At 41.2% G+C, this 20,116-nt stretch carries 24 protein-coding genes and 1 riboswitch; of the genes, 8 read left to right on the forward strand and 16 right to left on the reverse strand.

The features are described 5' to 3' along the window. Positions 1-122: 122 nt before the first annotated feature. Genes ABLT31_RS22980 through ABLT31_RS22990 form a run of 3 tightly spaced genes read left to right on the forward strand, consistent with a single transcriptional unit; the run spans position 123 to position 1,768 of the window. Positions 123-746 (forward strand): HD domain-containing protein, encoded by a 624-nt coding sequence (locus ABLT31_RS22980; RefSeq protein ID WP_367756094.1) that lies wholly within the window; start codon positions 123-125, stop codon positions 744-746. 26 nt (positions 747-772) lie between these two features. Continuing rightward, positions 773-1,363, forward strand: coding sequence for a polyphosphate kinase (locus ABLT31_RS22985; protein WP_367756096.1), 591 nt, complete (start codon positions 773-775; stop codon positions 1,361-1,363). Positions 1,364-1,381: 18 nt separating this feature from the next. Further along, entirely contained in the window at positions 1,382-1,768 is a 387-nt protein-coding gene (locus tag ABLT31_RS22990; protein WP_367756098.1) for a hypothetical protein, read from the forward strand. A gap of 264 nt (positions 1,769-2,032) precedes the next feature. On the opposite strand, the gene ABLT31_RS22995 is transcribed toward ABLT31_RS22990, so the two are convergent. Continuing rightward, positions 2,033-2,410, reverse strand: a complete 378-nt coding sequence (locus tag ABLT31_RS22995) for an Hsp20/alpha crystallin family protein (protein ID WP_367756100.1) — start codon at positions 2,408-2,410, stop codon at positions 2,033-2,035. 191 nt (positions 2,411-2,601) lie between these two features. Between ABLT31_RS22995 and ABLT31_RS23000 the strand changes: the two genes are divergently transcribed. Further along, a complete protein-coding gene (locus tag ABLT31_RS23000; RefSeq protein ID WP_367756102.1) occupies positions 2,602-3,045 on the forward strand; it encodes a cupin domain-containing protein in 444 nt (147 codons plus the stop codon). Between the two features lie 96 nt (positions 3,046-3,141). On the opposite strand, the gene ABLT31_RS23005 is transcribed toward ABLT31_RS23000, so the two are convergent. From ABLT31_RS23005 to ABLT31_RS23020, 4 genes are all read right to left on the reverse strand, one after another. Next, positions 3,142-4,926 carry an LTA synthase family protein gene (locus ABLT31_RS23005; RefSeq protein ID WP_367756104.1) on the reverse strand — a complete coding sequence of 595 codons (1,785 nt, stop codon included), beginning with the start codon at positions 4,924-4,926 and terminating at the stop codon, positions 3,142-3,144. Positions 4,927-5,038: 112 nt separating this feature from the next. Next, positions 5,039-5,584 (reverse strand): class I SAM-dependent methyltransferase, encoded by a 546-nt coding sequence (locus ABLT31_RS23010; protein WP_367756106.1) that lies wholly within the window; start codon positions 5,582-5,584, stop codon positions 5,039-5,041. Positions 5,585-6,136: 552 nt separating this feature from the next. Beyond that, positions 6,137-6,502, reverse strand: a complete 366-nt coding sequence (locus tag ABLT31_RS23015) for a phage holin family protein (protein WP_367756108.1) — start codon at positions 6,500-6,502, stop codon at positions 6,137-6,139. An 85-nt stretch (positions 6,503-6,587) separates the two neighbouring features. Then, positions 6,588-7,085 (reverse strand): CBO0543 family protein, encoded by a 498-nt coding sequence (locus ABLT31_RS23020; protein ID WP_367756149.1) that lies wholly within the window; start codon positions 7,083-7,085, stop codon positions 6,588-6,590. Positions 7,086-7,430: 345 nt separating this feature from the next. On the opposite strand from ABLT31_RS23020, the gene ABLT31_RS23025 reads away from it, so the two are divergent. Further along, complete coding sequence (locus ABLT31_RS23025; protein ID WP_367756151.1) at positions 7,431-7,949, forward strand: DUF3231 family protein; 519 nt, start codon at positions 7,431-7,433, stop codon at positions 7,947-7,949. A gap of 163 nt (positions 7,950-8,112) precedes the next feature. Here ABLT31_RS23025 and ABLT31_RS23030 read toward each other — a convergent pair whose 3' ends face one another. The 5 genes from ABLT31_RS23030 to ABLT31_RS23050 form a co-directional block, all read right to left on the reverse strand. Then, on the reverse strand, positions 8,113-8,268 hold the full coding sequence (locus ABLT31_RS23030; protein WP_367756110.1) for a hypothetical protein: 156 nt from the start codon (positions 8,266-8,268) through the stop codon (positions 8,113-8,115). A gap of 100 nt (positions 8,269-8,368) precedes the next feature. After that, positions 8,369-9,244, reverse strand: coding sequence for a pirin family protein (locus ABLT31_RS23035; RefSeq protein WP_367756112.1), 876 nt, complete (start codon positions 9,242-9,244; stop codon positions 8,369-8,371). Positions 9,245-9,282: 38 nt separating this feature from the next. Next, entirely contained in the window at positions 9,283-9,699 is a 417-nt protein-coding gene (locus ABLT31_RS23040; RefSeq protein WP_367756114.1) for a DoxX family protein, read from the reverse strand. 34 nt (positions 9,700-9,733) lie between these two features. Further along, complete coding sequence (locus ABLT31_RS23045; protein WP_367756116.1) at positions 9,734-10,438, reverse strand: pirin family protein; 705 nt, start codon at positions 10,436-10,438, stop codon at positions 9,734-9,736. Positions 10,439-10,500: 62 nt separating this feature from the next. Further along, positions 10,501-10,893, reverse strand: coding sequence for a DoxX family protein (locus ABLT31_RS23050; protein WP_367756118.1), 393 nt, complete (start codon positions 10,891-10,893; stop codon positions 10,501-10,503). A 134-nt stretch (positions 10,894-11,027) separates the two neighbouring features. Here ABLT31_RS23050 and ABLT31_RS23055 point away from each other — a divergent pair, with 134 nt between their 5' ends. Next, positions 11,028-11,354: a winged helix-turn-helix transcriptional regulator gene (locus tag ABLT31_RS23055; protein WP_367756120.1), complete on the forward strand. Its 327-nt coding sequence runs from the start codon at positions 11,028-11,030 to the stop codon at positions 11,352-11,354. Between the two features lie 270 nt (positions 11,355-11,624). Here the strand turns inward: ABLT31_RS23055 and ABLT31_RS23060 are convergent, their stop codons facing one another. The 6 genes from ABLT31_RS23060 to ABLT31_RS23085 form a co-directional block, all read right to left on the reverse strand. Continuing rightward, positions 11,625-11,804, reverse strand: a complete 180-nt coding sequence (locus ABLT31_RS23060; protein WP_367756122.1) for a Spo0E family sporulation regulatory protein-aspartic acid phosphatase — start codon at positions 11,802-11,804, stop codon at positions 11,625-11,627. 76 nt (positions 11,805-11,880) lie between these two features. Continuing rightward, positions 11,881-11,968, reverse strand: a riboswitch (cyclic di-GMP riboswitch). Positions 11,969-12,179: 211 nt separating this feature from the next. Beyond that, the gene (locus tag ABLT31_RS23065; RefSeq protein ID WP_367756124.1) at positions 12,180-12,470 is read right to left on the reverse strand and encodes a PAS domain S-box protein; all 291 of its coding nucleotides are present in this window, start codon (positions 12,468-12,470) and stop codon (positions 12,180-12,182) included. Positions 12,471-12,577: 107 nt separating this feature from the next. Then, a complete protein-coding gene (locus ABLT31_RS23070) occupies positions 12,578-13,666 on the reverse strand; it encodes a GerAB/ArcD/ProY family transporter (protein ID WP_367756126.1) in 1,089 nt (362 codons plus the stop codon). Between the two features lie 51 nt (positions 13,667-13,717). Beyond that, on the reverse strand, positions 13,718-13,948 hold the full coding sequence (locus ABLT31_RS23075) for a hypothetical protein (protein WP_367756128.1): 231 nt from the start codon (positions 13,946-13,948) through the stop codon (positions 13,718-13,720). Next, the gene (locus ABLT31_RS23080) at positions 13,945-15,186 is read right to left on the reverse strand and encodes a Ger(x)C family spore germination protein (RefSeq protein ID WP_367756130.1); all 1,242 of its coding nucleotides are present in this window, start codon (positions 15,184-15,186) and stop codon (positions 13,945-13,947) included. The genes ABLT31_RS23075 and ABLT31_RS23080 overlap by 4 nt, the downstream gene beginning before the upstream one ends. 5 nt (positions 15,187-15,191) lie before the next feature. Beyond that, a complete protein-coding gene (locus ABLT31_RS23085; protein ID WP_462976525.1) occupies positions 15,192-16,763 on the reverse strand; it encodes a spore germination protein in 1,572 nt (523 codons plus the stop codon). Positions 16,764-17,682: 919 nt separating this feature from the next. On the opposite strand from ABLT31_RS23085, the gene ABLT31_RS23090 reads away from it, so the two are divergent. Together ABLT31_RS23090 and ABLT31_RS23095 are read left to right on the forward strand one after the other, a co-directional pair. Further along, positions 17,683-17,886, forward strand: a complete 204-nt coding sequence (locus tag ABLT31_RS23090) for a copper ion binding protein (RefSeq protein ID WP_367756132.1) — start codon at positions 17,683-17,685, stop codon at positions 17,884-17,886. A 596-nt stretch (positions 17,887-18,482) separates the two neighbouring features. Further along, positions 18,483-19,856 carry a DJ-1/PfpI family protein gene (locus tag ABLT31_RS23095; protein WP_367756134.1) on the forward strand — a complete coding sequence of 458 codons (1,374 nt, stop codon included), beginning with the start codon at positions 18,483-18,485 and terminating at the stop codon, positions 19,854-19,856. Positions 19,857-20,116 lie beyond the last annotated feature (260 nt).

Genomic DNA, 20,116 nt, shown 5'->3' on the forward strand with positions numbered 1-20,116 from the left:
TGTCATTTTATCCAAATTCTTAGTAATGATTGCAACAATAATAGGATATAGATATAATATATTGAATATTTCATAAATTAAAAATAGTTTAGTAGACATCAGATCGAAGGAGGACATAGACATTGCCTGACAAAATATCATCGGCATTAGAAAAGATGATAACGAAATATCATAGTGATCAAGCACATGTTGAGTATGTATCCCATCTAGCGCAACACCTATTTACTTCTTTGCAAACACTGCATAAACTTGATGAAATTCACTTAAAATATGTTACTTTAGCCGCTTACTTGCACGATATTGGCCATTTTATTGGGAAAAGGGAACATCATGAACATAGTCGTTATCTAATTATGCATGACCGATTTTTAAATGATCTGGAGGAGAAAGAACGTCGTACGGTGGGGCTTATCGTATTGAATCATCGGAAACCGGAGATATTGGATTTGGATAGTTGCGATCAAGATCTTCAGGAGTTGCAGTCACTAATATCGATCCTACGAATCGCTGATGTATTGGACTATGAACATAAGCAAAGTACAAAAATTAAAAGCGTTCAATATGATCCAGAACAACAAACCGTGGTAATAGATATCAACTGGAAAAATTTTATGAAATACGAAAAGAAAATTCAAAAAAAGATACAATGGGCAGCTAATTCGTGGCAGGTAACACTTGTCGTGAGAAGCAAAAAAGATCAAATCATCATTTCACCGGTGCTTCAACCAGTGATGGAAGTACTTTAATTAAATTTGTTTGAGGGTTAAACGAAATGATCATCTCCGGTTCTCACAATCCGCATTTTAGACAGAGTTTAGAATGGTGTACTGTTTTACAGCGCCTTCATAAGGCTTTAGATGAAGAAAAACCTCTCTTAGAGCTTCTAAATGATCTTGCTGCAATCACATCATCCTTTGATGAATGGCTTTTCTCACATGTTCCTTACCGCGACAAACGTTATGATAGACTGTTAAACAGCATGGGTTGTTGTTTTCCAAAAGAACCACTATTGAATCATTGTCGCATTGAAAATAAAATCAAAAAATTAACTCGGAGTCTATCTGTCATTCTTTCTGCATTGGAACCGAAAAATATTCAATTTCTTTCGATGGATCAAATCAATCTTGAACAAGAAACATTTTTGTATCAATACTATTTTAATCATATTTTTCCTTTGTTAACTCCTATGGCCGTAGATGTTTCACATCCGTTTCCGGTGTTATCGAATAAAAATTATTTGAATTTGGTGGTATTGCTTAAAAATAACAAACTAGAAAAAAATAACCCCTTATTTGCAATCGTCGGAGTCCCTTGCGTGGTGCCAAGGCTTTTAAAACTGCCCTCGGTGGAAAATGAACTATAGTTTATATTGGTAGAACAATTGATTGAAAAATATTTGGATACGCTTTTTCTTGGATATGATATTCAGTCTGTTAGTCCAATCCACCTTATCGAAGAAGAGAAAGAAGAAGAAAGTATGAGGGAAAAATATTTCAAAAAAAGCAAAACCAGGAGAGTTTCCCTGCTTGTTGCGGTAGAAAAAATCTCCCCCTTCTTAAAGGAGGCCATAAAGCATTCCCCACAATGGAATGACGAAGTCATTTATTATATAAAAGAACCATTAGATCTTACTTTATTTCACAAACTTACCACTCATATCAAATTCGGTTATAGATTAGCCAGGAGCAAATCCTTCTTTTTTGAAAGTAACGGGCATTCTATCTCGATAGAAAAAGATCCTTATGATTTAAAGTGGAAAGTCAGATAACAAGCGGTCACATTTGTTTCATTTGGCGTTACAGGTTGGTTGTACAACTGACCTTCCTCAAATAGGTCTGCTCAGGTTCAATGACATAGACCGCGGAGTTCATAGCTCAAGGGCGGTCAATTCCTTTTTCAGTCAAGGGTCAGTATGGAAAACTATACCAACAGACTATGGTTTAACTCGCCCTGACGGCAGAATTAAAAAGAAAAAAAGAAAGCCGTTTTTTTCCAGATTGGCTTTCTTCCTTCCACTTTCCTTTGACAGTCACTATTTGACTTTTGGCATGAAAATTTTTACTTCCTCGTTTGAATAGGTTGTGCTCCAACCCCGAACGGGTGAAGGCAAAGGAATGGCTTGTCGGTAATAGCCACAAAATTGTTTGCTCTTGTACACCCTTTCGCCTTTCATTTCATACGAGCCTGACGTTTTGCGCCCTACGACAAGAACCCTTCCACCTAGTTCTAGTTCAACTTCCATTTCCTCTTTTCGTTTAAGCCCTGGTACATGGCAAATGGCAATCAGCTGATCCTCCGTTTCATCCAAACGGATGGAAAAGGCTCCGTTCGAACCTGAAAATAGGCTAAAGTTCATTTCATTGAGTACTTCACTTAAGTACCGAAAAGGATCATTAGGGATGAGTGCCATGGAAATCCTCCTCGAGATGATTTTTCTATTAGAGTATTCATCCTCCCAAAGGAAAGACACTTTTCCCGCCTATCGAGAGATTTCAGCAGGGATCTCCGCAAAACCAGGAATTTATTTCGCATTTTTGAAGTAATTAATACAAGAGAACTTCCAATATAGTTCCAACCCAATGAGGATAGGAGGCACAATAAGTGGATACACCACGCACTTGTCGACTCATTCGCTCGTCCAAAACTTATCACGGAAAGCAGGGTTTTGACTACAACGAGGCCATTTCAAAGCAAAGCGTTGGTTCACAAGGAATCTGCATGCATCTATTAACCATTCCCCCCGGAAGACGGGCCAATGCTCATCTCCATGAAAGTCATGAGACGGCCATTTATGTCCTGCAAGGCAAATCTGTTATGTGGTATGGCGAGAAGCTTGAGCAACGAATGGATATAGAAGAAGGCGACTTTCTTTACATCCCAGCAGGCATACCTCATCTGCCCTATAATCCAAGTCAAACGCACTCTTGCACGGCTTTGATTGCCCGCACAGATCCAAATGAACAAGAAAGTGTGCTCCTCCTCCCAGAACTCGATGAAGCTTGGGAAAAGAAGCAGCTAGAAACCTTGGATGACGCCAAGATTTAATTCTCACTGCATAACTGGGTGTCCAAAAAGTTTATCAGACACCCTCTAATCTTTTCCTTATGGATATGAAAGGGATTCGATATCACTTTCGAATTTCTATGACTCCGGAAAGAAGTTGCCCTGTATCACCTTGTCACTGATTTCCGTGCCTCGCTGCCGGTGATGCTGGATATCCTCGGCAGGCCTATCATCTGCTACATATTGTTGATTTCTCAAAACCGCAAATCCCCTAGGTGAACTGAATAAATTTCGACCCACACGATAAGCAGCTCGAGGATCCGTCTTCAGTCCTAATAAATAGTGAACCGTTGGAAGGATATCTACCTGTCCTCCCATTTGGTTTAGCCTTACCCCTTCCAAAGAGGGATGATAAATCAGCAGAGGCAGATTCTTATTATTTTTAAGCCAGGTAAGCCCGCTTTTTTGTACATCCTCCGCATAATACTTGTTGACACCTTGGTGATCTCCGTAAATGACAAGGACGGTCTGCTCCAATAACCCCTCTTTCTTTAATCCCTCGATAAAAGAACCTAACGCCCGATCCACATAGTGGACACTTTGGAGATACCGAGTAACGCCATTGTTTTTCATCCCCTTCGTCAAAGAAGGATTTAGCAGGTGTGGGGGGAGCCTATAAGGTACATGATTCGTCAGGGTAATCATATAAGCAAAAAATGGCCTCTTTAATTTCCTAATATAGCTTAGAGATTGCTTAAACATCTCTTGATCAGGTATCCCCAAACCAATTTTTTCAGGAGATTGATAATAAGGGAGGGAAACGATTTGCTTGAACCCGTAATTAGGCAACACAATGGCCATGTTCATAAACCCTTTCTCCATTCCCAAGAATGCCGCTGTCTCATATCCATTCTCAACAAGTTCTTTAGGGAAAGCAAAATAGCTATTCGAAGGATAACGCAGGCTAATGATGCCCTGAGATAAAGGATATAGAGAATTAAATACCATAAATTCAGCATCAGCTGAATTTCCTTCCCCCACTTGTTCCTTGATCTTCTCAAAATAAAAGCTATGAGCGAGCAGCTTATTCAAGTGAGGTGTGATCTCCTGTCCATTTATGTGCTGATTGATCACGTTGCTTTCCAGGGACTCGAAATGAACAAAAATGACATTTTTGCCTTGAAATATCCCCTTGTATAACTGATCATTGGCTGCCTGCTGCCTGTTGATTTCCTTATTTTTAACAAACCATTGATCCACCTCATCCCTCTCATGATTTGTCAAGGAGACAGGCTGGGATGCTCGCATGTAATCATAGAAGTCGAACATATGGTAGCCAATGGAAGTAACTTTTTGGATAGCAAAAATGGGCCGATGCTTAATTTTTAACACTTTCTGCACTAAGCCCTCCGGATAAGCGGCTATGCCGACCACAACCGCAAAAGCCAGGCAGATGATAAACCTCGGGACCTGGATTTCCGTCCTTCCATCGCTTTTCCGGTAAATCAAAAGGAGAATAGACCAACAGATCACATCTCCCCAAAAAAGGAAATCCGACGGGTGAATAAGCTCAAATGCGGAATCCCCCACATCCCCTAACTGTCCAATCATCGCTAAGGCGAATAGCGAGGTGGGTACCCCGAAGCCACGAAAATAGACTAAATCGATGATCAGGATAGAACTGAAGATGAAATTGAGGAAAAGAGCCAGGTAAGCCTTTCGCTTACCCAAAAAAACAAACGACAGAAAGGCTAAATAGATAGAGAAATGCAATGGCAAGGATCCCATTGCATCTTCCAGGTGAAAAGGAGATAACGAATACGTCATACCCGTCGCAAGGTAAACAAACAAAAAGGACTTCAGCATGATCCCAAGCAACTGCAAAGAAATAAAGATATCGTCTTTCCATAATATCTTCAACATAACCTGTACCTCCCGACCTTCCTTATTACATTATTCCTAAAAACGGAAATACGGATGAAGGAAATAAAAGGAAATAACCATACATGGGAGGTAACGTATGGTTATTCATCGTTCATTTGGTACAGGTATAAATCCAAGCTGGCGGAATATTAATCCACTCTAGCTGCACACTCATTTTCGAGAAGCATTGTTCAAGCTTCTGCCTCATTTGCAAACTATATTGATACGTAATAAATATTCCCTCATCATCAAGTGCTTTGTGGACCTCCTGTAGGATAAAATCCTGCTGCACATCGGGAAAATTGGAAAAGGGCAAGCTCGAAATGATGACGTCCGCTTTTTTGTTTTGCGATTTCAAAACCGTATTTAACGCTTGTGCATCTTCATAGATGGGCAAATCAGGATACCTTTTCTTAAGCAAGCTCCGAAAATTCGAATTCCGCTCAAATAGCGTGATCCGGGTCGGTTCTTTATGTAGTCGCTTTATGATTTCCCGTGTTATCGCACCTGTCCCGCAACCTAGTTCAATAACAACCCTAACCTCCTGCCAGTTCACAGGGGCCAGCATTCGTCTAGTCAGGTATTTAGAACTTGGAACAATACTTCCGACCATCCCGGGATGTTTTGCAAATTGTGTAATAAAAGTTAGAAATTCCATTATCAAAACTCTCTTTCGCCTGCTTGTTTTGAATTTAACGGTATTATCACCAATTACTACCAAATTATTGCAAAAGGGGAAGCATATTGAATATCATCCGGTTGAGATTTGTCTTTCTTTAGTGCCTCTTATTAGAATGTTCAAGAAATATACAGGAAGCTCCCCTCACCAATATTTGCTTGACTATCGTATTCATCATGCTAAAGACCTATTAAAAAATTCGAACAATTCTGCCCTTTCCCATACGCTGTCAAGCGCACAAAAGAAGCCTTTTAGTACAAGTTGCAATATCAACTCAGATTCTACGTTATACAAAAAAATAAGCCTGCCGAAGCAAGCTCATGAGTGTACGAGAAGGAGATGAAGATCTCACTCAAGTTTGATTATAATGATAAATTATTATAAGACTATTATCACTCTTTGTCCTAAAAAATAAAAAAGCTCCAGCTGCAAACTGGAGAAATAAGTTGAGATATTGAACGGTTTACGGTTGATAAATAAAACCATATAAACAGTCAAATTATTTTTCTACTCTGATCTTATTGCAAGGTTTTAATCATCATGCCCTCCTCTTTCTTCCTGAGCAATACGAGGTTTGGCCGGCGCGAACAAGTCAGCAATCCCGATTGCGATAGCTGCCATAAGTGCTCCAATCATGGTGACTCGAACACCTGCAATAAAAAACTGAGTAATGTAAATGACAATCGCGCTTACAATAAACCCAATAAGCCCGCGGCTATAAGGAGATATTCTTGGCCCCATGAATGCCTCAATCCCCCATCCAATAGCTGCGATAATAATGGCAGCTAAGAATGCACTCCAATACCCTACAACCTCAAATCCTGGGACAATCCATCCGACTAATAGCAATACAAGTGCTGCAACGGCAAAGCGAATGAGGTGACGAATAATAGTCATTTTAAAATCCTCCTTTCGTCGTTTAATCTTGTTATGTCCATTATAGGCATGAATATACAAAAGATACACCCCAACCGAAGCCAGGTTATTTACTCTGGACAGTTTGAAATTTTATTTTCTCGATGAACCATTTCATTATTACGGGAAGTGTAAAATAAATTGGAAAAGAATAGATATGTTTCCATTTATTCATCTTATAAATATCTGACCATACAAGTATAGGCTCTAAGACGAAAGTAAACATACATGCCAACAAAATATGTACCCAAAGGAATGCTTTCCATCTCGAAAAATACTGGTAGGTTAACATGTAGATAACTGGCAGCGCTGATGTATCAATAGGTAAGAATCGATTCATTAACGGTTCAAGATTATATGGATATCCCCAAAGTGTTAATTCTTTTCCGATTGCATCCAAAATGAATACAAAATGAGCTAAAGATACGCCGTATAAAAGTATTTCAAGAATACGTTGCTTATCCAGAACACTCCACCAAATAACCCACGGAGTTATAAATAGCGTCAATAACATCCACCATTGAAATGTAAATAAATCATGTTGAATCCAATATTCATAACGCATTTCAACTAATTTTCGCTGGATCTCTTCAATATCTGAATATGAATAATGATAATTGTTCAATTTGGAACCCTAACCTTCTAATATTTTATTTCTTCACCTAGCTTAATCATTTCCAAGAAAAGTAATAAACTATCTTCAACAATCTAATTTTTTCTGAGCTGAACAAAAAAGGACTTCCTAATGCAGCCCAACTTATCGAACAATCGATTCCCGTTAGCAACAACTTGGGAATTTTTTCATTATTGAAATCTCCCTACTTTGCCAAAAATATACTTGGGTTAAGTTCTTTACAAAGGAGAACCCAAAATGAACTTTACAACATTAATGAGTGTAGAGAGGACGATTATGGGAGTATTGAGCGGCAATCCTCAAAATGAACCAATGCATTATGGTGAAGTATTTGGTGTTTGGAGCTACCTTTCAACAACCAAGGGATTGGTGGCAGGATACCAAACATTTATTAATCATACAGGTGATACTGATCTAAAAAAATTTCTTGAAGACATGCTTAGTAATATGAAGCAATCAATTGACCAAGTTGAGACACTATTAAAAGCCAACGGGATTGGGCTTCCTCCCTCTCCACCAGAACGTCCAGTTGCAAATTTAGAAAGTATTCCGGCTGGGGCACGTTTTACAGATCCTGAGATAGCCGCTGCTGTATCTAGGGACATTGCAACAGGATTGGTATCTTGTAGTCAAGTTATAGGACAATCTATCCGTGAGGACATCGCTATGATGTTTGGACAGTTTCATACCGCTAAGGCTCAGTATGGTGCAAGACTATTAAGAATCAACAAAGAAAAGGGCTGGTTAATTCCACCTCCTCTACATGTTCAAACGCCTGAATTAGCCCATGTTTAGGATTGTAAATTCATTAATGCTTGTAATTAAAACCCGCAAATAAACTTTCCTCGTAACAAAAAGACCGACCCTTATGTATAGGTCGGTCTAAATTATTGTTTTGATAGTCCCGGTGGATAATAGTATGGAGGAACTTTTCCTTATAGGTTTTAATCCCTAAGTATTACGCAATGTTGCCCTTTAGCCGAACAAAAAAGGACTGCCGAACGCAGCCCAACTCCTTATCGAACAATCGAACCCCGTTAGAATAAATTTTTATTAATCCGATGCCAATCGCATACCCTGCAATTGAATCGCGATAGTTAAGTAAAAAGCTCATGAAACACAATATAATTTCCGTAAGCTGCTATGCAAAGGAAATATTCCCGATTCTTCTAAAATAATGTAAGCAGTGAACTTCCTTCCTCTTATGCCTTTACTTATTCATCTTTTTTTAATTTAACTCTAAGCTTAACCTCTTTATACGAAGGATAAGGGAGCACACTTGGCACTTGAATTAGAATGAGGCGAGTATCGTCGTTAGCGCTCGCTTCGATTTTTAAAGCACTGGGTGTAGTAGCTTCGCATACTACAAACTCTTTTGTATCTACCGATCTTGTTTCAGATTCGAAATGCCAATCCGACTGACCTTCCACGACAAGACCTGCAATGGAGTAGCTTTTGGGTATATCGCGCTCAAACTTATGTCCAGCAGGGATTATGACATCCCACATTTTAGAGTCTGCCACTAAGTGAACGGGAGAATTTTCACCCACTATGGTTTTAACAGTAACACCATCCGTTACAACAACGGGAAGTTCGTGATCCTCATAATCAGCATAGGTGGGTGTAACGTAGTTGGATTCGCCCATGAATGGTTCAAACCAAATTTGAAATCCGGAAGTACCTTCTTTATATTTTTCGGAGTGCTGAACCCCACTACCGGTTTGCATGACCTGTAAACCACCAGTATGAAGAGATCTTTCATTTCCAAGCGTATCTTGATGATGCACGGTTCCATTTAAAAGGTAGGAAATGATTTCGAATCCTCTATGAGGATGAGGCGGGAGATAGGCATCTTCTTTTGCTTGAAACCACGCCCAATAAAACAAAGTTCCCACACGGTCTACGGCTGATCCTTCTCCCGGAAAGCCAATAGGCTTCTGCTCTACCAGTTTTCCTTCGTCAAATCCTCCGGATGCCTGTTGATCTGTTGAAGAAATGCGGATAGACATCATGATCATCCCTTTCTGTTTAATAAATAAGCCCGAGTCATGTCGGGCGCACCGTTTATTGCGTTCCTTGGTGGCTTCCAATCGTTTTTAGCTAAGAAACCTAGGGAATTGTTAATCTGTTAAGCAGCAGCTTCTTCTCTTTTTGAAAGTCCCAAAGTCCTATCTAGGGAATAAGCGTAACTGCCATTTAAAGCTAGATATACAGCCATAGCCAAGAACGCAAGATCAAGTTCCCATCCAGCCATTTGACCGTTCCCCAAAAAGCCAACGGCTAATTTCACTTTTAAAGTGGCGCCAATCATAATGATGGCTAATAGTGCAGATACCAATCGTGTTCCTAATCCAAGAATAAGGGCTAATCCTCCCAATAATTCGATCGTTGCAATCACATAGGCTAGAAATCCGGGAAGTCCGATGCTTTCGAACCATCCAGCAATATTACCAATGCCCCCTTGGAATTTAACAAAACCATGAATGCTAAAGGAAATCCCTAACACTACTCTTAAAATGAATGCTCCTAGTTGATGATTGTTCATTTTGTTTCTCCTCCTGATCTATTTTTTTAAAAACTTAAGGTAAATCAATCAACATCAATTTCGCGTTTGAATTCGCCTCTATTTTCAATTCAGTAAGGTCAGTAATCCTTGCTGAATCGCGTGTTTTCAGCTTGGTTTGCTCGTTTAATGCGAGATCGCCTTCGATTACAAAGAGAAAGATTTTACGATTTGACTCTTGGGTGAAGGTGAGAGTTTTTCCTGCGTCTAACTCTGACAGATACAAGGTCAAATCTTGATGGATGAACGCGACCTGTTCAGATTGAACACGGTTCGAAACGATTGGGAGCAAATTATTTTTCAATACATTTTGGTCATACGCTTTTTGCTCATAAGATGGCGATAATCCACTTTTCTCTGGCATAAACCAAAGTTGCAGAAAGTTGACCTCTTCGGTGTTGGAGGGATTATATTCCGAGTGGACGACACCCGTTCCTGCGGTCATCCTTTGGATTTCTCCGGGTCTAAGGATCTCGGAACCGCCCGTACTATCTTCATGCTTCAATTGACCTTTTAGAACAATGGAGACAATCTCCATATCCCGATGCGGATGTGCTCCAAATCCATTGCCTGCGGCTACATAATCATCATTTAGTACGCGGAGAGAACCAAAATTCATGTTATTCGGGTCATAGTATTCGGCAAATGAGAAACTATGAGAAGTTTTTAACCACCCGTGATTTGCTGTAAAACGCGATTCTGCTGGATATACCTTAATCATGATAACCTCCTGTGTTTTCGTTTATATTTCCCATTTTAATGATCTAAACATCTCAAATTACCTTATAGCACCGCATCAAGAGAATAAGAACCTGCACCAATAAGAGCCACACCGATTACCACCGCAATCAAAACCATTTGGTACTCGAATCCTCCCTTATCACTCCAATATCCGTTTTGTCCATGAACTTTCAAAATAGCCACCACCATGGTAGCAGCGATGAGTAGTGCGCCGATAGGCGTCAAAAACCCCGCAGCAAAAAGCAAGCCTCCTACTAATTCACTTAATCCTGCAAGGATTGCCATTTGGACACCGGGTTTCATCCCAATGGATTCCATCCAACCGCCGGTTCCTTTCGGTCCATACCCTCCAAACCAACCAATCAGTTTTTGAGCGCCATGTCCCATAAATGTTAGACCAATGACTAAACGAATGATTAAAAGACCAAGATTCATTAAGACTGCCCCCTCTTTTTACCTTTTATTATTTACTGACTTTTTATTATAACTAACTTTATGTAAGTATCATACTGTGTTATACTTACTTACGTCAAGTACCTTATAAAAAATTATAATTGGAGGTGGTTTCCATGAAAGACTTTACGCTCTGTCCTACATTTGAGTCCGCTTTTGAACTACTGGGCAAACGATGGACAGGTTTAATTATTCGTGTCTTAATGAACGGTCCAGCCAGATTTAAAGATATATCCAGAATCATCCCAACCCTCAGTGATAGAGTGTTGTCAGAACGATTTAAGGAGTTGGAGGCAGCGGATATTGTAAGAAGGAACGTGTATCCTGAAATCCCAATCCGCATTGAATACGAACTGACGGAAAAGGGTCGATCATTAAAACCCATGATGGAAGAGTGTGAAAAGTGGGCAGAGAAATGGATAAAAGAAAACCCAGCCAAATAAGGCTGGGTTTTAACTTATTAATCTCTATACGAAAACACAAAAATGATATTCTGGGTTTAGAATAACTGCTTTAAAACAAAAAAATGGCGTTAGGGATAAAACTTACTGAAGATAACTGCCCAATAGCTGAACAAAAAGAGGAGCCGCTATCATCATGGCTCCTCAACTATTGACTCCGTTAGCAAATAATAAGCTACCGGGAAGAATTGTTCAATAAGTGACGATTTAAAAGGAAAAAGCCTACAGCCTTGTATTATGTAGGCTCTCATTTTATGCACATGTATGGATGGCTAGCTCCTCCTGCATCACTTGTACAATCAGCTTGTCTAATAACTGACTTAGATGGACGACTTCCGGGTGCAAAAAGTTCAATTGATGCTCCATGGCCTTATTCTCCATCTCCGCCCTTAATTGTTCGATCTCTTTTCTTATTTCATCAATAGAAACCATGCTAATCCCCTCCAGTAAATAAAAAAGATCACTCTAATGAAACTGAGCGGTTCTCTTTATAAGGAATATGCACAATTTCGGTAACCCGGCTGCCATAGCTTTTATCACCTTAGACCCGTAGGCTTTGCGTCCTCCCCTTTCGGGTGAGTATGCCATTATCGATTTGTAAGTATTAAATTTCTATCCAAATTATATCATGGGCAAAAAAGGAAAAATGTGACGGTTTTTGGAGCGGTTTCATTGATACTGCATTGTCTTGCAAGTGTACTAACATGATACCAGCAGCTAATTCTCCTACAACGGATAACTGTTCTGATCTAATGAATTCTTCGGGTTGCTTTTGTTCTGTAATATCTGTGACAAAGAAAGAGAGGTCTACCTATTCCCCTTTGATATAATTAGTGAAAGGGTAGTCCTTACCTCTACTCGTTTCCCACTTTTATGCCTTATAAATAATTCAAAATCGATTAATTCACTTTCTAATAAACCGCTGAGTTTCTTATCCGTTTTTACGACTAGCTCTTCTAGTTCATAACCAAGATGAAGACTGGAAGCAGGTGATACATAGGTTAAAATCCCCAGTGACGTGAAACGGATAATCATATCTTGGGAATGTTCAGGTATCAGATTGTGCAACTCTTCAATTTTCTTTAGCTCATCTTCCATGGGCTCTAGCTACTCCCAATATTTCATGAATGGCCCATGAAACCTGGAGAAATCAATGATGCGCGGATAGGAACTTGCTACGGTACTAACTCATTTGGGCTTTAAATCTACTTCGAAACCATCTTTTTCCTTATGGTATGGATGAGTAATAGTAATAGCGGGATGATCATTTCATAGGCCAAATTATTGAATACTACATATGTCAGTAAATAGTTGACTTCTTGAAGATTTGGCAGCGACCAAAGGCTAAAAACCAACAAAAGAAGGCCCAGCGGAAAGACGATAACTCGATAATCGGAAATATCCAACCATTGAGAAGTGCCTAGAACAAGCGCATAATAATAGGCTGAGATTTTAAGGAAAGCGCTCGCAACCCAAATCGCCATCACGAGGGATTCAAGATGTTCCAGGAAGTCGGCAATACTAACATACCGTACCGCGCTCATCACCGGGTAAGCTAACATGGATGTAAGGCCTCCAAATAGGAAAAGGGTTCCTATATTGATGATAAACAAAGTCATCATCACACAGATGACGGATATCATCCCCGACTTCATTCCTTTTTCCCGGTCCGTCAAGAAGGGAAGAAAAAAGGAAAGCAGCACAAAATGGGTGAACCAGGCCATCGGAGTAATCGCCCCCAGGAGGGAAGGCATCATTCCCTTCCCCATAATGGGAAGCATGTTCTTCACTTCCATATCCGGTATAAGCAGGGTAAAGATCAATGCCCACAATAAAACCACCACCGGTACGATCATCTGGGCTACTCTTGACAACGATTCTAATCCACCGCGCACAACAAGGGCACAGGTTAGTACCATACTGCCCATGATCAATGTCAACGGCGTTTTCGTAAGAAAGCTGCCGACGATGAATTCTCCATATTGTCTAATGATAAGACCGTTTGTTAACAGAAGAAATAGCAAAAACAGAAACCCGAGTACTTTTCCTGGAATCTGACCGAGTATGCGTCCGCTGTATTGAATGATGGTCTCCTGCGGATAGGCCTTGTTTAACTGATTTACTGTGTACACAACAAGAAACCCGGTAACGGAAGCCAAAATGGGAGAGATCCACATATCCTGCTTGGCGTACTTCGTGGTAATCGCCGGAACCAAAAGATCGGCAGTTGCTACAACTACCGGATACATGATGATTCCCATTTGCAAAGCGGAAATTTTTCCTTTTTCCAGCATGCTTTCACCTCTTTTCCCTCTTTTGAGGATACCGTTAAAATTCCTCGCTTTTTATTGCTCTAAAATTTTCCCAAAGGGTTTGTAGATCGTCATGATCAACTGCTTGGGCCCCGGCATGTCCGGAAAGAATACGAGCAGGAGGGAGAGAAGCCATCCTGCCGCTGTTAGTGCCAAAAAAGCAGCTTTTTCTTTTTGGTTTTTCTGGGGATCCAGTCTAGCGATTTGAAATAGCGCCATAAGGGCAACAATGATGGTGATCCCCAATGCGGCTACAATTTTCATTTTTTCTTCACCTCTTTTTCAGGCAATCCTTGCGGAGCAGTCGACGAACCGGGTCTGCGCACATACACTTTGGCTTCTACCTTGACTTCCACCTTGGGGAAGACATCATCCCATTCGTCTTTCATTTTCTCCCACTCTTTCGGATACTTATGATAAAAAGCCTCTGCGAATCCGAAGATGTCCGCTCTCATTTCTTTTTGAACTTTCTGGAGTGTTGATTGGATGCGATTTTCAATCTCCTTTTCCAATTCCTTTCCTACCATATTTGTAATTTCGGGATCCATTAGGCTCAAATTTGTGCCGTTGAGAACCAAATCATCTTCCGCTACCGTTTTAACGGTCATCTTCCATTTCCCATCTTCGATTTCGGGAAGCAGCTTTGTATGGGCACGAATCAGAGCTGCCGAGACATGCCCTCCCTTCGCCGCTTCCGGCCTCACCGTAATAGTGGCCTGTTCGATTTCGTCTCTCAGCCAAAGAACTCCTCTTGTCAGCCTCGCATCAATATGACCGATCATTTTATCCTTTTTGAAAATAGCCGTGCGGTTAACAAAGCCTATCGATTGCAGCTTGCTTTGCCCCTTCTGAGGCGGCAAGATGTCGACCATCGGGACGGCCGCTGTAGCTGCTTCACTGATTAGCATCTGCAGGAAATCTTTTAAGGTTGTTTCTATCAATATTTCGGATTCCGACAATTCTCTCAGCACTTCCGCGGAGCTTCGTTCCAGAGGGGGGAGCAAAGCCATGACATCCTTTGCTTTGCCCTTGCTGACATATACATGGGCCCTCAGGCGGGGCTCAGGATGACGGGCCAAGTAGTCCATCGGTTCGCGAATGCCTTCTTTCGCCAGCTTCTCACTGATCACGATGACCTTGGTGTGACCCCAGAAAACCTCCCGTGGAATTTTCTCCTGAAGGTTTGCGAGAGCATTCGCAATCGTCGTTCCCGTCCCGGACCTGTAGAGGGTTTCTCCTCCTCCACCACCTCCTCCACCTCCTCCTCCGCCTCCTGCCTGGCCTCCGCTTACCATTTTCGGAACAAACATTTGAATAGTCAATTCGATTCCCTTCTCCTTCTGTTGATCCAAGCCAATTCCCGTCACAATGGCCAAATCATTGACTTCAGTTCGATCCCAGCAGCCTGTAAGCAAACATAGGTTCAGGCAAAGAAAAAGAATCAGGCTGATTTTTTTCATTGGAAAGACAATGGGACGGTAGTTAGAAAGATTCAGTCGCATTCATTTCACTTCTTTCTTGCACTTGTCTTGTCATCCCCATGGATGGGATTCGGTTTATTGCCAGGAGCCTGCCGGTAAAGGTTATCTTTTCCGGTTAAGTGCGGGCGTGTGTTCAGCATCCACCAGGGTGCCCGCATCAGGACGTCCTTCATGTCCCGCCCCTTCATCGGAGCCATCGGAGTCAAATAAGGCACACCGAAGGAACGCAAGGTGCTTAAGTGGATCAGGATGAGGAGTATCCCAATCATAATTCCGAGCAATCCGAGCGTTCCTGCAAGAATGATCATCGGGAAGCGCAGCATCCTTAAGGCAATCCCGGCTGTGTAGCGGGGAATGGTAAAGGAGGCAATGCCCGTAATCGCTACCACCATAACCATAGGAGCGGAAACCAACCCGGCCTGAACCGCCGCTTGACCGATGACCAAGGCTCCTACAATGCTGACGGCAGCGCCAACCTGTTTAGGCAGCCTGATCCCTGCTTCCCGCAGCGCTTCAAATGTAATCTCCATGATCAACGCTTCTACCAGAGCCGGAAACGGCACGACTTCCCGTGAAGATGCCATGCTAATCAGAAGGGTAGTCGGGACCATCTCATGATGGTAGGTAAGAACCGCTACATAGAAGGAAGGCAGCAGCAGGGAAATCACCACGAATAAATACCGCAGCCAGCGGATGGCTGTTCCGATCCAAAATCGTTCATAATAATCTTCGCTAGACTGCAATAAAGAATAGAGAGTCGTTGGAGCCACTAAAGCAAAAGGGGTTCCATCGACCAAAATGACGACCTTCCCTTCCAGCAAGCTGGAAACGGCAACATCAGGACGTTCCGTACTTAAGATTTGGGGAAACGGCGAAAAAGGATTGTCTTCGATCATTTCCTCAATATACCCGCTCTCCAGGATCCCATCGATATCGATTCGCTGCAGCCGATTCATCACTTCTTCGATTAACGTTTTATCAGCAATATCTTGGATGAAAGCGATGGCCACCTCGGTCTGGGTATAGCTGCCCACTTTCATCGTTTTCATTTTCAATTTAGGGCTTCTAAGCTTTCTTCGCAGCAGGGATATATTAACTCCTAATGTTTCCGTAAATCCATCGCGTGGTCCCCGGACAGTGCTTTCAGCCGTAGGTTCCTCAACCGATCGCTTCTCCCATTTGGCCAAGCCTAAAGCGAAACCCTCATTTTGCTGTTCCAACAATAATAGTGGATTACCGATAGAAAGCTTTTCTACGCAATCGGCAAAAGTCTTCACCTTTTGCACTTTCGTAACGGATAATTTCTTTTCCAGCAATTCATTCAGGGTATTCAGTTTCTCCGTTGATTCCTGCATTAGCGGAGCGAGTACGTTCGCATCCATCTCTTCAATATTGGATAGTCCTTCTATATAAATAAGGAAAGCTTTAACTTTTCCTCCGATTAAAAAAGGACGAAAGGCGACATCGGAACATTCCTCATATATGGCACTAAGGACCCGGATATTTTGGGTTAAGTTTGCAGAGAGCGGGTCTTGTTGTTTCGTCATTTGCTGTTGCATGTGGGCTTGTTCTTTCTTCCGAAGCTGATGAAGAATCATGCGAATCAACATGACCGGCTGCTTCCCTCCCTTTTCATCAAGGTATCTTAAATTTAATTTTACTAGATGGTTTTGTTAATGAATATTTTACCAATAAGCAACTGAAATATTCGTACATAATTTCCACAATTAATGGAACTGTGGGGCGGCCGTTCGGCATCTAGCCGTTTTTTTAATTGATGTAAAACAAAAAACAGCCGACATGGGCTGATTTTTGCTTTTAATCTATCGATTTTGAGATTCTTATACACTAAGAAAAAAATAAAGAAGACTGCCATAGCAGTCTTCCTGAACAATCGACTCCCGATAGTTAAATAGTTTTTAGGATATGTAAATGGGATTTGATAAAGTATTGAAACATTGTTATCTCCATTCAAAGTCCCAATAAGGTTTACCCTATTGGGATGCGAACACCGCATAAAGGTGGATCAATTATGACCGCCGATACAACTTAATTACGCATTGTGTTGTATTGGTCACTTTATACATAAACGTTCCATAAGCCATCGTTTTTTCGTGATGGCAATACATTCAGCTTATATTCAACAGTTGCCATACCAAAGTTACTGGATAGGGGTCCTCTCATCATTGGTTACACATGAGCATTTTATTTCTTTTGGGAGGTTCCACAAGCACACTGGCTACAATGTCGGGTATATTATGGGTTCGGCGGTTGATGATTGTGATTACACTCCTCACCACTGCATTTTCGATACGAACATTCGTTACACAGCGGAACCAGCCAAAGTACATCAAGTTATTACCCTATGGTGTCAGTGGTGTTATCCATCGGATTTGTGATATACACTCTGATTAACTTTGGATGGTAAATAACTTAGAGTAATCAAGATCAATGTGATTAACGGTTCAACCACGTATCATATTGACTAATCTAAACATTCATTTAGGAGGTATGACCATGAAAGCTGTAACTTTAAACGTAGAAGGTATGTCGTGTGGCCATTGTGTCGCAGCTATTGAAGGATCTTTAAAAAAAGAACTGGATATTGTCGCTAAAGTCGATTTAGGAGCTAAAACGGTTTCTTTAGAATTCGATGAAAACAAGGTCTCCTTAGAAAAAATTAAAGATGTGATCGAGGATCAAGGATACGATGTAAAATAACATAGATCACTCCGAGCCGATACCCGGCTTGGTTTTCTCCCTAAGAGTGTAAATCATTGTGGTCTTAGGAAGAAAAAATCATCCACTCGTTTTACCTATCGGGGGTATGTATCAAACAAAATCTATTTTGGGCCTTAGCCTACAATTCATTAGGCATCCCTGTCGCTGCCCTCGGATTCCTAGCCCCGTGGTTAGCTGGTGCTGCTATGGCGTTAAGTTCTGTATCGGTTGTGTTAAATGCTTTGAGATTACAGAGAGTGAAAGTCTAATGAACAAGGAGGAGAACGATTCATTCTTTCTCCTTGTTAAATAAATAGGCTTTTTAATGGTAATTTTTCCTTGACATATACCTTATAGGGGTATAGTATAGTGAATGTGAATGATATGGGAAAAGGAGCGTTTAATGATGAACAAGAAAGCCGCTATGTTAAACGGATGGTAAAGTATTTATCGTTCCTTTCGTAGTAGATGTTCCCTAGATTTACCTAGAATGGTGTCATTGGTTAAAACCGGATAGTAGTCAGAGTATTTTCACCCTTAATATACCGTACCTATGTATTGTAATTATAAGAATATATATTTGAGGAGGAAAATGAGTGAAGACGTTATTAGTACGTATCCTTGTTTATGTATTGACTTTTGTAGTGTTTGTGGGAGGGATCGGTGCGTTTGGGTATGTTCGCTCCAATCAGGAATATTGGATTCCCACTCGGCCAACACCAATCCCTGCTTTACAAGGCGTGAGCGTGCCTGAACATAATCCAAAAAAACCCACAGTAGCTGTCCTTTTATCCAATCCGACGACAGAAGTGATCGATTTTATGATTCCGTATGAAATGTTTGCGATGACTGAGGCTTATAACGTATATGCAGTTGCTCCGGACAAAAACATGAAAACACTCTCTGGTGGTCTGGATCTGATGCCGCACTATTCTTTTGATGAACTGGATCGATTATTAGGAAAAAGTCCCGACCTTATTGTGATCCCGGCCATGCCTATAGTTGACGAAGCAAAGTATAAACCTGTCCGGGAATGGATACAAAAACATTCTGATACGAAGTTGTTAAGCATTTGCGCTGGAGGGTTGAATCTGGCCGATACAGGTTTATTAAAAGGGAAAGAAGCAACTACCGACTGGAAAAGTTTTGCTTTTAAGGAAACCAATAAATATCCTGAAACAAAATGGAGAAGGGATGTGCGTTATGTCGAAGACGGGAACATCGTCTCTTCAGCAGCTCTCACTTCAGGAATTGATGCCGTCCTCTATGTGATCTCACAGCAATTAGGCGAACCTATGGCGGAGAAAATAGCGAAAGAGATGAATTACCCTTCTTATCATTTCGTTAAAAATCCGAAGGTAGACCCTAATTATGTTGATCGAACCGAATTGATTTATTCGTTCAACCTAGCATTCCAATGGACCAAAAAAACAGGGGTATTGCTGTATAACGGGATGGATGAAGGAGCACTTACGACGATATTTGATACTTATGCCAACTCTGGAACAACAAAGGTGTTTACCATTTCCAGCTCACAACAGCCTATCGTTACAAAGTATAATCTAAACCTGATCGCCAGATATCAAATGTCAAATGCCCCGAAATTAGACAAAATGTTTGTTACGGGAACGCAGGCAAAAACATTAGCTGCAGAGGATGTAAAACAGTGGAACGAAAAGGGCAACACAAAGGAGGTTCACTTCTTGCACAGTGATTCGACGCACCGATTTGTATTCGATGCACCGCTTGAAGATTTAGCCAAGCAAGAAGACATTCTAACCGCTAAATATGTTACCAAACGACTCGAATACCGTGCCGAACATCTAAAGTTTGAAGGCAGACCGTTTTCCTTTGAAGCATTTAGCATACCACTACTTCAGGGTTTACTGGCATTGCTGGTAGCATTCTATATTGATAGAAGATTTATCTTGAAGAAAGTCATTTTCAAATCGTATAAACAAGCCATCTAATGAAAACCGCCTTCGAGCGGTTTTTTTCAATCTTACCATTAACGTCTAAGTTGCATTAGGATAAATGAACGAACCGAGAAAGTTGAAATTCCGTGTACTCCCTATTCAGCCCTTTACTTCCCTCAGTAAAAACAAAAGAAGCCACCGTAGTAGCTTCCACGCTATAGAATCCCGTTAGTCATCATGCAGCGCAAAACCAGCGCTGCACCACAGAGAATGAAAATTGGGTTTCAGTGTCCATACTGCTACTACGGCTGGCG

The organism is Ammoniphilus soli (genome assembly GCF_040813775.1).

Bases quoted from the DNA above. Each gene is read 5' to 3' on its own strand.
- ABLT31_RS22985 (WP_367756096.1), top strand. From the start codon at position 773: ATGATCATCTCCGGTTCTCACAATCCGCATTTTAGACAGAGTTTAGAA.
- ABLT31_RS22995 (WP_367756100.1), bottom strand. From the start codon at position 2,410: ATGGCACTCATCCCTAATGATCCTTTTCGGTACTTAAGTGAAGTACTC.
- ABLT31_RS23005 (WP_367756104.1), bottom strand. From the start codon at position 4,926: ATGTTGAAGATATTATGGAAAGACGATATCTTTATTTCTTTGCAGTTG.
- ABLT31_RS23010 (WP_367756106.1), bottom strand. From the start codon at position 5,584: ATGGAATTTCTAACTTTTATTACACAATTTGCAAAACATCCCGGGATG.
- ABLT31_RS23015 (WP_367756108.1), bottom strand. From the start codon at position 6,502: ATGACTATTATTCGTCACCTCATTCGCTTTGCCGTTGCAGCACTTGTA.
- ABLT31_RS23020 (WP_367756149.1), bottom strand. From the start codon at position 7,085: ATGCGTTATGAATATTGGATTCAACATGATTTATTTACATTTCAATGG.
- ABLT31_RS23025 (WP_367756151.1), top strand. From the start codon at position 7,431: ATGGGAGTATTGAGCGGCAATCCTCAAAATGAACCAATGCATTATGGT.
- ABLT31_RS23030 (WP_367756110.1), bottom strand. From the start codon at position 8,268: ATGAGCTTTTTACTTAACTATCGCGATTCAATTGCAGGGTATGCGATT.
- ABLT31_RS23040 (WP_367756114.1), bottom strand. From the start codon at position 9,699: ATGAACAATCATCAACTAGGAGCATTCATTTTAAGAGTAGTGTTAGGG.
- ABLT31_RS23045 (WP_367756116.1), bottom strand. From the start codon at position 10,438: ATGATTAAGGTATATCCAGCAGAATCGCGTTTTACAGCAAATCACGGG.
- ABLT31_RS23050 (WP_367756118.1), bottom strand. From the start codon at position 10,893: ATGAATCTTGGTCTTTTAATCATTCGTTTAGTCATTGGTCTAACATTT.
- ABLT31_RS23055 (WP_367756120.1), top strand. From the start codon at position 11,028: ATGAAAGACTTTACGCTCTGTCCTACATTTGAGTCCGCTTTTGAACTA.
- ABLT31_RS23060 (WP_367756122.1), bottom strand. From the start codon at position 11,804: ATGGTTTCTATTGATGAAATAAGAAAAGAGATCGAACAATTAAGGGCG.
- ABLT31_RS23065 (WP_367756124.1), bottom strand. From the start codon at position 12,470: ATGGAAGATGAGCTAAAGAAAATTGAAGAGTTGCACAATCTGATACCT.
- ABLT31_RS23070 (WP_367756126.1), bottom strand. From the start codon at position 13,666: ATGCTGGAAAAAGGAAAAATTTCCGCTTTGCAAATGGGAATCATCATG.
- ABLT31_RS23075 (WP_367756128.1), bottom strand. From the start codon at position 13,948: ATGAAAATTGTAGCCGCATTGGGGATCACCATCATTGTTGCCCTTATG.
- ABLT31_RS23080 (WP_367756130.1), bottom strand. From the start codon at position 15,186: ATGCGACTGAATCTTTCTAACTACCGTCCCATTGTCTTTCCAATGAAA.
- ABLT31_RS23085 (WP_462976525.1), bottom strand. From the start codon at position 16,763: ATGATTCTTCATCAGCTTCGGAAGAAAGAACAAGCCCACATGCAACAG.
- ABLT31_RS23090 (WP_367756132.1), top strand. From the start codon at position 17,683: ATGAAAGCTGTAACTTTAAACGTAGAAGGTATGTCGTGTGGCCATTGT.